The sequence below is a fragment of the Acidisphaera rubrifaciens HS-AP3 genome (assembly GCF_000964365.1).
GTDB lineage: Bacteria > Pseudomonadota > Alphaproteobacteria > Acetobacterales > Acetobacteraceae > Acidisphaera > Acidisphaera rubrifaciens.
Map to the genome: position 1 here is coordinate 1 of NZ_BANB01001134.1, position 300 is coordinate 300.

The window sequence follows — 300 nt, forward strand, 5'->3', positions numbered from 1 at the left end:
AGGTGCGTCCGCGCGGTGCGCCGATGCTGCCGGTGTGGACCTCGATCGTCACGCCATTTGTCAAGCGGATCGACTCGGCGAGCGTGTCCTCGATCATCGCGGCGAGGGCGGGCACGGCGCGCAGCAAGCCCGCGACGTAGCCGAGGATCACGCGCGCCTGCCGGCGATCGGCGGCGATAATGGCGCAGACTAGAGTCTCGCCCGGCGCGGTGTGCGCAGAGTAATCCGGGACCGTGGCCAGGAAGGCGGCGATCAGGGCGAGCACGCGCGACTTGCCACCTCGCCGGCCGCATATCAACG

1 pseudogene is annotated in these 300 nt (G+C 70.0%); it reads right to left on the reverse strand.

The features are described 5' to 3' along the window. Positions 1-265, reverse strand: a pseudogene (locus tag B8460_RS20390) (hypothetical protein); the annotation flags it as partial. Positions 266-300: the final 35 nt, after the last annotated feature.